Source organism: Spirosoma sp. 48-14, from assembly GCF_001898575.1.
Taxonomy (GTDB): Bacteria; Bacteroidota; Bacteroidia; order Cytophagales; family Spirosomataceae; genus Spirosoma.
Window position 1 is genome coordinate 39,046 of record NZ_MKUD01000081.1, and the last position, 11,077, is coordinate 50,122.

Below are 11,077 nucleotides of genomic sequence, written 5' to 3' on the forward strand. Positions count from 1 at the left end.
AAATCCTGTCCATCCTGTTAATCCTGTCGAAAAAAACCTTAACTCATTCCCCCAAAGCACATGTATTTGATTTCGGTGAAATAGTCCATGCCGTATTTGGAGCCTTCCCGCCCGATACCCGATTCTTTAACACCGCCAAAGGGGGCCACTTCGGTCGAAATCATGCCTTCGTTGATACCCACCATGCCATAATCCAGCGCTTCGGCCACTCGCCAGCAACGGTTAATGTCTTTACTATAGAAATAAGCCGCCAGTCCATAAGGGGTATCATTGGCCTGCCGAATCACCTCCTGTTCGTCAGTAAACCGAAAGATGGGCGCTACAGGACCAAACACTTCATCCTGAGCAATAATCATATCGGCAGTGGCGTCGGTCAGGATCGTTGGCTGGAAAAATAATCCGTCCAGTTCATGCCCACCGATGCGTACATGCGCCCCTTTAGCCAGCGCATCGGCTACATGACGCTTCACTTTATCGAGCCCTTTTTCGTTGATCAGCGGCCCAATCTGCGACTGAGCATCCAGGCCATTTCCTACCTGTAAGGCTCCTACCGCCTTCGACAGTTTTTCGACAAACGCATCGTAGACGGCCTCATGCACATACAATCGGTTGACACATACGCAGGTCTGGCCGCTGTTGCGAAACTTCGAAGCCATTGCCCCTTTCACGGCGGCATCCAGGTCAGCATCCTCAAAGACAATAAAAGGCGCATTACCCCCGAGTTCGAGTGAGATTTTTTTCAGATTCGACGCACACTGCTTCATCAGGAGCTTACCTGTAGCTGTTGAGCCAGTAAACGATAGCTTACGTATTTTGCTGTTTTCACAAAGTTCCAGACCAACCTCTGCGTTTTTCGAGGTGGTGATCGTGTTGTACACACCCGGTGGAAACCCTGCTTTTTCGGCCAGTTCAGACACCGCCAAGGCTGTCAAGGGCGTTTCGGACGGGGGCTTCACAATGACCGGGCAGCCAGCCGCCAGCGCCGGACCAACCTTGCGGGTAATCATCGCCAACGGAAAATTCCAGGGGGTAATGGTCGCCACAACACCAATAGACTGTTTGATCGTCACCAGCCGTTTGTCTTTGGTATTAGCCGGAATCACATCGCCATACGTTCGACGGGCTTCTTCGGCAAACCACTCGATGAATGATGCGCCATAGTCCACTTCGCCCCGGCTTTCGGTGATTACCTTACCGCACTCCATGGTCATGAGCCGAGCCAGTTCGTCTTTATTTTCCAGAATCAGCGCGAACCATTTCTTGAGCATCGACGACCGTTCTTTAGCCGTCAGATCACGAAAGGCAGGCCAGGCCGCGTGAGCCGCTTCAATGGCCTTCTGCACATCGTTCTGGTCCATGTCGGTCACGGACGCAATCACCTCACCCGTAGCTGGGTTCGTCACATCGAACGTATCCCCACTAGCGGCATTCACCCATTGCCCGTTCACATACCCCTGCGTTCGGATAAGTGAATTGGGCACCATACGATCTTCGGAAGTGATCATCGAGTTTATCGTTAAAAAGTGATTACCTGACGGATGGCCTCTCCTTTCGCCAGCCGTTCGAAACCTTCGTTTATATCGTCCAGCCGTATCTTGTGCGTCATTAGTTTATCGACGGGTAGCCGACCGGCCTGGTAGAGTGAAATGTAAGCCGGAATATCCCGAGCCGGAACACAACTACCGATGTAGGAACCCTGTAGCGTACGTTCGTCGGCCACCAGTTTGGTTGGTGACAATTGTAGCATCTTACTGGGGTGAGGTAAACCTGCCGTAACGGTCTTGCCACCGCGTCCGGTTGCGTTATAGGTAAATTCCAGTGCAGGAACCACCCCGGCAAACTCAAATCCAATATCGACACCGCCACGTGTGAGATCTCTCACCTGCTCGACCGCATTCGCTTCCGATGAATCAACAACATGATGGGCACCCAGTTCGAGGGCTTTGGCGAGTTTGTCTTTGTTGACATCGGCCACGATGATTTTACTGGCACCACCCGCCAACGCACCCAGCAGGGCAGCAAAGCCGATTCCGCCCATACCCGTAATGAGTACGGTTTGGCCAAGCGTTAGTTTGGCCGTATTGATTACCGCTCCCACACCCGTCATGATGGCGCACCCGAACAAGGCGGCAATATCGAAGGGTAAGGTTGAGTCGATTCTGACAATAGATTTCCGCGATACCACGCTGTATTCGGCAAAACCTGACACGCCCATGTGGTGATGAACCGGATGGTACTGCTGGTCTTGAAGGCGCATGCCTCCATTCATCAATTCTCCCTTGTTGTTGGCAGCCAATCCATTTTCGCAAAGCGCCGGGCGTCCGGTCATACAAGGCATACAATGACCACAAATGGGCAGAAAGGAAAACACGATATGATCGCCAACGGCCAGATCATGTACACCAGGCCCCAGCTCGACTACCTCACCAGCCGCTTCGTGGCCAAGCGCCATCGGCATCTGTCGTGGGCGGTTCCCATCAATGACCGACAGATCGGAATGACACAGACCGGCGGCTCTGATTTTCACCAGCACTTCCCCCTCCTGCGGGGCCTGTAAGTCAAGTTCCTGAATAGTAAGCGGTTTGCTGGTGGTGTAGGGGCGTTCTTTGCCCATTTCGTGTAATACGGCTGCCCTAATTTTCATATACTAGTCGTTAGTTGTGCTAAGAGATGCTGTTACACAGAGATTCGCCGAGTAAAGAGAGATTCGCTGAGACCTTTGTGTAGCTCTGTGTTTCCTTGGTGAATCTCTGTGTAACGACCTTATTTCTCAATTCAGTTAGTCAATAGTGTAGTTGTTATGTGCTAGCTAGTAACGACTCCGTTTTCAAAAACGCTTCGATATTCTGGCCGACTTTCTCCATCAGCAGCGTTCGGGCCTCGATACTGGCCCAGGTTACATGGGGTGTCAGAGCGAGTCGTTCTTTATGCTTTACGTGCAAAAGCGGGTTTTCGGGCAGAATGGGCTCTTTGGTAAACACGTCGATACCGGCGGCCGCAATTAGTCCTTCGTCCAGCGCTCGGGCTAAGTCGGCTTCGTTGACAATGCCCCCCCGACCCACGTTGAGCAGAATGGCCGATTTTTTCATACGCGCCAATCGGTCATAATTGATAAAATTGGCCGTGTTTTCATTCAAAGGGGCGTGGATAGAAACAATGTCGCAGGTATGTAAAAACTCATCTAATTCAAGTCGCAGATAAGGCTGCTGGGTATTCTGTCCAGACGTAGAGTAATACACGACTTCGCAGCCGAACGCATACGCAATTTTGGCTACTTGCCGACCAATATTACCCAGGCCCACAATGCCAAACCGCTTTCCGGCCAGCTCCCAGAAACCCGATCCGAAATGAGTGAATATGTCCGTTTTAGCGTATTCACCGTCTTTTACATAGTGGTCGAAATACGGCACATTGACCAGCAGATGCAGCAAAATGGCAAATGTGCCCTGGGTAACGCTCTGTGTCGAGTAATCCATGGCGTTCTTTACCGGAATACCTCGCTTTTCGGCAGCTTCTTTATCGACATTGTTGGTGCCGGTAGCGGCAATGCAGATCAGCTTTAGTTTCGGCGCCTGCTCAATAATGGTTTTATCCAGCACTACCTTATTCGAGACAACAATATCGGCGTTCCTGATTCGCTCCAGCGTTTGATCGGGCTGAGTGGTTTCGTAGTAGGTCACCCGACCAAATTTTTCCAGCAGATTCAGATTGGGGATATCACCAATGGTTTTCGTATCCAGAAACACTAATTCCATAAGAAGGGGATCGTAAACGGTACTGGGGTAAAGACTGCGAATGGGTTGGAAATACAGAGCAGAGCACTCTCACGGAATCGTCCGCACCTTAACCACTACTTTTTTGACCCCGTCGTACCCGTCTACTTTGTTGGCGGGATTATGCGCTTCTTTGGGCGTAACGATGTAGAAGATACCGGGTTCGGCGACGTAGAATTTGCCCTGATCGGATGAGTAAAACATAATGTCTTTAGTGGGGCTATATGCCTCGACCAGATTCGATTTTACTTTCTCGACCGGGATGATGCCAATTTGTTCTTTGCCCTTTACCACGAAATGAATGTCGCTGTAGTTCTGGTGGGCTTCGAACTTGTCGTTGGAGATTTCGCGCGGTGGGCCTTCCGAAATGGTAGCATAGACAGCCTCATCATCGATGGGGTATTTGCCAGGGCGAAGCCGGGTGAAATCGGTATTTTTCAGAAACGCAAACGCTTTGTCCCAGGCGGCTTTATTGCCGTGGTATTGCCGGGCAAACTCTTCCTTGTTGATCACCTCGGCGGGTTTGGCAGGCAGTCCGCCGAGCCAGTCCATTTTAGCAAACCATTGGTCGGCCTTTTTTCCGGTCCAGCTTTCGGCCGACTGTGCGCGTACCGCCACAGTCATCAATACGACCATACCAACCAGTAAAGCCAGCGAGCGGTTAATGTGCAATTTTCTCATTACGAAGCGATTAAACGGTTTTCTGTAGCTGGTTTACGCATGTCAGTGTCTGTAAGGACTGGCATGCGTAAGCAGTTGTTTGCGTTAGTCATTTTACAGCTTTTAGCCAGTTAGGGTGAGGTCAGATTTTCAAATATACCCTTGATGAGGTTTCTCAAAACCGAGCCAGACAACCCGTTCGGTTTTGAGAAACCTCACAAGTCAGGTTGTAAGAACCTGACCTCACAAGCTCAAACAACTTCTAAACCAACTACCGTGAACTAATTTTTATTCACCTTTTTCACCTGACCAAGACCAAACTGGTCACCGGCGGCAACAGGCTTACCACCACTAAAGTGAATTTCAACCATTTTCTCACTTTGCACATCATTATGATCCTGATCTTCCAGCGAAGCGATGATCTTGCGGGTTTTTACATCGATCACATCGCCCGTTGCCGGATACGCATATTTCCCATCCAGGCTGAATGTGATCCAGCCGGGCATGTCTTTCAGGGCAATGCTTGTTTTCTGAACGGGCGGCATTACGGTATTGTCGAATACGTGTAGCCGGTAGTTATGCCCATCGCACAACCAAAGCTCCTTCTCATCAGGTGTTAGGCCAATACCGTGGCTGGGGCAACTATGTCGTTTTACTTCGCCCATATTCCAGCCTTCGACCACGACCCGATGCAGGAATTTACCCGTTACTAAATCGGCCACCTCGAAACCCAGCAATCCGTTGACGTTCACGTACACGAGCGTCTGCGAACCGTTGACCGTAAAAGGACGAATATCGGCGCTGAAAGGTCCAACCTGGCGAGAAACGGTATGCGTTTTGGTATCAGCTACATTAAGCATGGTCGATTTCAAGCCTGCCAGATACACCTCTTTACCATCGGGACCGTAAATCGTATTGTGCGAGCCCGAATTGGTCACAATCTTGGTAATCACATCGCCCGTTTTGGCGTCGATGACGTTCCAGTGGGCTTTTTCGAGCGATGGCGCATAAATAATTTTACCATCGGGCGATATCGAAATGCGGTCCACTCCACCTTCGTAATCTTTTTCCCAAAGTGTTTTTTCGGTAACCAGATCAATACATTGAATGGCCTCCAGCGTGCTGATATAAATACAATTGTATGCCAGACTCACATCGACGCCCTTCACATTCGATGGGACACCTTTTTTCGACGAACCTGTGGGAGATGGCATGTCTTTTCGTAACAAACCACCGGGTGTACTAATGAATTTGACAAACTTGTGATTATTGTCGATATCGAACACCTGGATACCGTGCCCACCATAACCCAGATAATTTCGAATACCTGGCGTAACCACGTAAAGCAGGCGCTGTACTTTCGGAGCGGGCTTCGTAGGTTTTGTGGGATTAGTGCCCAGCTTATCTTTCGAAGCGGTGATCCAGGCCGTTGCCGATATAAAAAGTATACTACACAGAAGCAGCGATAAAATGGTTTTTGTCGTCTTCATACAAGAAAGGTTTAAAGGCTAATTGGGTTGATGTGTTTTTATTGTTCGGATAAACATTTCAGTTTTCAGGTGGGCTGGCCTGCACCGTGATCTGAGAGGACACAGACCACGGTGCAGGCTATACAATCGCGGACGAGCGCTTATCTAAACCTTATTTTTAATCATAGCCCGGATTCTGTGGGAAAATGGTACGATCGTTAATTAACTGAATCTGTGCCAGGGGAATAGGAAATACGACATTACGTGCTTTCATTCCATATTTACCCATTACGTTAAGCGCCTGCCCTGTTCTAACCAGATCAAACCAGCGATGCCCTTCAAACGCCAGTTCCCGACGACGTTCCAGCACAATCTGATCGCGGAGGTCTGTCTGCGTTATTCCGGTAGCCAGCGCATCGATACCCGCCCGTGTACGCACCTGATTCAAATAAGGCAGCGCCTGCGCCGTTTTACCGTTTTCGTTGAGCGCTTCGGCATACATCAGCAGCACATCGGCGTACCGAATCACTTTCCAGTTAGCGGGGCTATCGTTGGCCGTACTGATTTTAACAATGTATTTGCGGGTGTAAGCCGACATGTTGTTGGACGAAACCAGGAGCGGGATAAATTTCCCTGTCGCATCGGTATACCCACGACTAGCGGTTATATCTTTCCGTTTGTCCTTTGCCTCAAACAGATCGAACAGCACCTGGTTGGGCGTATTCTGATCATCGACCGAGCCAGCAATTCCATAGAACGCAATCATCGACGTAACCTTGGGTGTAAATCGGTTAGTGTAAATACTGCCTTCGCCCCCTAAACCCTGCTCGTATTCGATGTCGAAAATGTACTCGCTGTGGTGCTCATTTTTGGTATAATCCCACAGGTCGGCCCAGTTGGGTAGCAACGAGTAGCCCATGGTAGTTACCTCCTGAAGTTTGGCTTCCGCTTTGGTAAAGTCCTTCCGGGTCAGATACACTTTTCCCAGCAACGCTCTGGCCGCGCCTTTAGTAGCCCGGCCCACTTCCGAACCGGCATAACTAGCGGGCAGCTTACTTTCGGCATCGAGCAGGTCTTTGATAATGACTTCATCGTAGATTTTATCGACCTTCTCGCGTGGGGTTTTGTACGACTCATCAATGCTCAGGGTTTTGGTCACCATCGGCACATCGCCAAAAATCCGAACCAGGTCGAAGTAGGCCAGCGCCCGCAGAAATTCAGCCTCACCAATGTGCCGGTTTTTGTTGGTGATCGACGCGTCGGCGGTAGCAATACGCTCCAGAATGGTGTTGGCCCGCGTAATAGCTTTGTAGTAATTCCGCCAGGTGGTTATCAGCAGCGGGTCGTCGTTGGCCAGGGTGAAATTATCAATGGCTCCTGCCGTACCTTTCACCAGCTCATCCCAAACGTCGTCGCCCCGGATATCGCCAAAGTAGTACATATTGGCGTACTGATCCTGATAAATCCCATAGACACCAATAATAGCATCCTGATAGTCTTTGTCGGTTTTATACAGCACATCGACCGTGACGGTATCGACGGGCAGAATTTCGATAAAATCCTTTCGGCAGGCGGTCGTCAGCAACATGACCAGCGCCACCAGAGAAATTGTCTTTTTCATTGGAAAAGAAAGGGTTAAAAGCCAATGTTTATGCCGAACAGAATACTTTTTGCCGTTGGGTAATCGTACCGCTCGTTACCGGGCGTAAGCGGGCTATCGGTCCGGCTCACATCGGGGTTAAACCCAACGAACTTCGTGAAGAGGAAGGGATTGTTAGCGGTTACCGACAGGCGCACTGAGCTGAGTTTGGCCTTTTTCGCGATCAGTTCGGGAAGGGTGTAGCCCAACACGATGTTGTTGATCCGCAGATACGAACCATCGTCCAGCCAGCGTTGGCTGTAGGTCCCCCGAAAATTACCCGTTGGCACATCGTTGGGCCGTACCGAATAGCCATCGCCCGGTTCCGACTCCGATTTCCAGTAGTTGTTCATAAAAGCATACTGCCGGAACCGGGCACGGTCGTTGGCCAGTTGCTCCCGCGACAATGCCAGTACGCTGTTCCCCTGTACGCCTTGCAAACTCACGCTCAGGCTCAGATTCTTATACGAAAAGCTGTTGGTCATGCCGTAGTAAAAATCGGGGTAAGGCGAACCCATGATGGTTTTGTCGAAACTGTTAATGATTCCGTCGGGAACGCCGTTTGGCCCGCTGACATCCACAAACCGAACATCGCCCACGCGCGAGGCATCACGACCACCAGGGTTCCAGATCGGTCCTTTGTCCAGTTCCGCTTTGGTTTTGAAAATACCATCGGTCAGCCACCCGTAGAACATCCCAATCGGTTGGCCAATCATGGTGATGTTTCCGCCCTGGCTTGCAATAATGGGGTCGCCAGAGGGGCCCAGGCGGGTCACTTTATTTTTATACATCGAGAAGTTCAGGGCTGTCTGCCATTTGAAAGCACCCTGGGTATTCACCGTGTTCAGGGTAATTTCCCAGCCTGTATTCTGCACTTCGCCAATGTTCTGGAGCGCGGTATTAAAACCCGTGATGTCGGGAATATTTACGTTGAGCAGCAGATCGGTGTTTTTCGACCGGAAATGGTCCAGCGTCAGTGCCAGCCGGTTATTGAGGAAACTAACATCGACACCCACGTTGATCTGCTGCTGCGTTTCCCAGGTCAGATTCGGATTGGCGAGTCGGCCCGGTGAGAACCCACCTACGCCTGTTCCACCCAGTACATACTTTTCGTAGTTGATCGTAGCCAGGTGGTCGTAATTGCCGATGTTGTTGTTTCCGGTTTTCCCGTAGCTGGTCCGCAATTTCAATTCGTTGATGGCGCGAATATCTTTCATGAAAGCCTCATCCGAAATACGCCAGGCCAGTGCAACCGATGGAAACACACCGTACTTATTTTCTGCGCCAAAGCGCGAAGAACCATCCGTCCGCAACGAAGCCGTTGCGTAGTACTTGCTGTTGTAGTTATAATTGATCCGTCCTAAATACGACAGCAGCGACCATTCCGCTACGTTCGACGAACCGCCCGTCAGAATCCCACTCACGGCACTCAACGTAGGCACCAGATTGTTGGGATAGCGATTGCTGGTCAGTGTGTTGGATTCGAAGGTTTCCTTTTGGGTCGTGTAGCCTAATAACCCCGTGAAGTTGTGCTTACCAACGCTCTTGGTATAGTTCACGGTAGTTTCCGTAATCCAGTTGAGCCGTTGCGATGCGTTGTCGGTACCACTGGCCAGTTCGTTGAGGAAAGCCGCCATCTGGGGTTTGAAGTAGCTCCCTTTGATACTCATCAGGTTGATACCCAGCATCACATTCACCTTCAAATTGGGCAGGATGGCGTATTCCATGAACGTATTCCCCAGAAAACCGATGCCTTTTTGCCGGGCCTTTATTTCGTTGGCTAGCGCCAGCGGATTCTTACTGGTCACCACCGCATCCAGGCCATTGCCAAACGGATAATAACTGCCATCCGGATTGTATAAGGACTGATAAGTCGGAATGACCAGCGCATTGTAGAGTGGGTTGTTGGTAATATCCGAGTAAGTCGCTACGTCTTCAGCACCGACACCGCCCACGTTGAATTTATCGGTATACGAGGGATTCAGGTTCACTTTCAACGTAAGCCGGGGGGCCAGTTTGGCGTCGATATTAGCCCGGACCGAGTAGCGTTTGAAGTTGGTGTTCAGAATAATCCCGTCCTGATTGAAGTATTCGCCACTCACAGCATACCGGATATTTTCGGTGCCACCCGACGCATTTAATTGATATTGCTGCTGAGGGCCTGTACGCAATATGGCATCGAGCGGGTCTTCGTTCGTGGTGATCTTTCCTGACAGTACATCCAGAATCGTTTGCGGAACAGGCGCCTTCCACTTGAGCGGATCGCCCGACACATCGTTTCCTTCGTCCAGGTTTCGGTTGCGAACACCATCAAAATAGTGCTGTGCTTCTTCCAGGCCCGATTGCAGCTTGGGCCGCTTGGCTATTTTCTGAAAACCGAACTGGTAACTGAAGCTGATTGCTGCCTTGCCCGATTTACCCCGTTTGGTATTGATAATCACAACGCCATTGGCCCCCCGCGATCCGTAGATAGCCGTTGCCGACGCATCTTTCAGCACGTCGATGGTTTCCACATCGTTTGGGTTCAGGGTCTGGATGCTGGAAATCGGGAAACCATCGACTACATACAGCGGACCAGCACCCGCCGAAATACTACCAATGCCCCGAATTCGGATTTGCGGAGCAGCACCGGGTTCGCCCGAAACAGGTTTCACCTGAACCCCGGCAATTTTACCCATCAGCGCCTGATCGACCCGCGGAACGGCCACCTCCTGAATGGATTTGCTACCGATAGAGGCCACAGAGCCTGTCAGGTCTTTTTTCTCGATAGACCCGTATCCGATGACGACAATTTCGCTCAGGGTTTTGTTATCGGTTTCCAGCGTAATGTTCAGGCTAGTGCGATTACCCACCACAATCTCCTGCGAAGCATAGCCGACAAAGCTGAAAATCAGCGTGGCCGACGCATTCGGAACGTCGATTCTATACCGTCCGTCAACGTCGGTAGTCGTTCCTTTCTGAGTCCCTTTCAACAGAATACTGACACCGGGCAAGCCCTCCCCTTTTTCATCTGACACTTTTCCCTGAACCGAAACATCGGCCGCCCGCACTTTTTCGACGGTGATTTCAGCCGATGCGGTCAATAAGGGCAGTTGTGTTGTTGATTCCGACTCCTGGTACCGCTCGGTTATCGGTGTAGCAACCGGAAATCGGGCGTTGGTGGCCTCCACCTTTCCCGACGACTCCTTCGCCGTAATCACATAACTACCGTTTCTGATTTTCCGGTAGCGCAGGCCCAATGGCTTCAGAATCGTGCTCAGATTATCGTCTATTTTGGCATTGAGGTCAACGGCATCGGCCGCAACGGTCAACCCTTCTACATGACGATCCAGATACAGGATGTCGGTAGCATACTGATCCTGTAAGTTCTTCAATACATCTTTTAATCGTTTCGTTGAGGCTTTGGCATATACCTCTTTTGGCTGAAGTTGTTCAGCGCGCGCCAGGGTTTGGGAAAAGCCAGGATGTAGTCCTCCCATCACTACTCCCAAAAGGAGTAGAATACGTACTGATTTTTCCATATGGTACAGGGTTTA

General features: G+C 50.6%; 7 protein-coding genes. All 7 read right to left on the minus strand.

Annotated features, from left to right (window positions below):
* Positions 1 to 38: 38 nt before the first annotated feature.
* Positions 39 to 1,505, minus strand: coding sequence for an NAD-dependent succinate-semialdehyde dehydrogenase (locus tag BGO59_RS32415; protein WP_293691250.1), 1,467 nt, complete (start codon positions 1,503 to 1,505; stop codon positions 39 to 41).
* Positions 1,506 to 1,516: 11 nt separating this feature from the next.
* Positions 1,517 to 2,644, minus strand: coding sequence for a zinc-dependent alcohol dehydrogenase family protein (locus BGO59_RS32420; RefSeq protein WP_293691251.1), 1,128 nt, complete (start codon positions 2,642 to 2,644; stop codon positions 1,517 to 1,519).
* 154 nt (positions 2,645 to 2,798) lie between these two features.
* The gene (locus BGO59_RS32425) at positions 2,799 to 3,755 is read right to left on the minus strand and encodes a D-2-hydroxyacid dehydrogenase (RefSeq protein ID WP_293691253.1); all 957 of its coding nucleotides are present in this window, start codon (positions 3,753 to 3,755) and stop codon (positions 2,799 to 2,801) included.
* A gap of 69 nt (positions 3,756 to 3,824) precedes the next feature.
* On the minus strand, positions 3,825 to 4,454 hold the full coding sequence (locus BGO59_RS32430; RefSeq protein ID WP_293691255.1) for a YhcH/YjgK/YiaL family protein: 630 nt from the start codon (positions 4,452 to 4,454) through the stop codon (positions 3,825 to 3,827).
* A 260-nt stretch (positions 4,455 to 4,714) separates the two neighbouring features.
* On the minus strand, positions 4,715 to 5,923 hold the full coding sequence (locus tag BGO59_RS32435) for a hypothetical protein (protein ID WP_293691257.1): 1,209 nt from the start codon (positions 5,921 to 5,923) through the stop codon (positions 4,715 to 4,717).
* A 157-nt stretch (positions 5,924 to 6,080) separates the two neighbouring features.
* A complete protein-coding gene (locus tag BGO59_RS32440) occupies positions 6,081 to 7,523 on the minus strand; it encodes a RagB/SusD family nutrient uptake outer membrane protein (RefSeq protein WP_293691259.1) in 1,443 nt (480 codons plus the stop codon).
* A gap of 14 nt (positions 7,524 to 7,537) precedes the next feature.
* On the minus strand, positions 7,538 to 11,062 hold the full coding sequence (locus tag BGO59_RS32445; RefSeq protein WP_293691261.1) for a TonB-dependent receptor: 3,525 nt from the start codon (positions 11,060 to 11,062) through the stop codon (positions 7,538 to 7,540).
* Positions 11,063 to 11,077 lie beyond the last annotated feature (15 nt).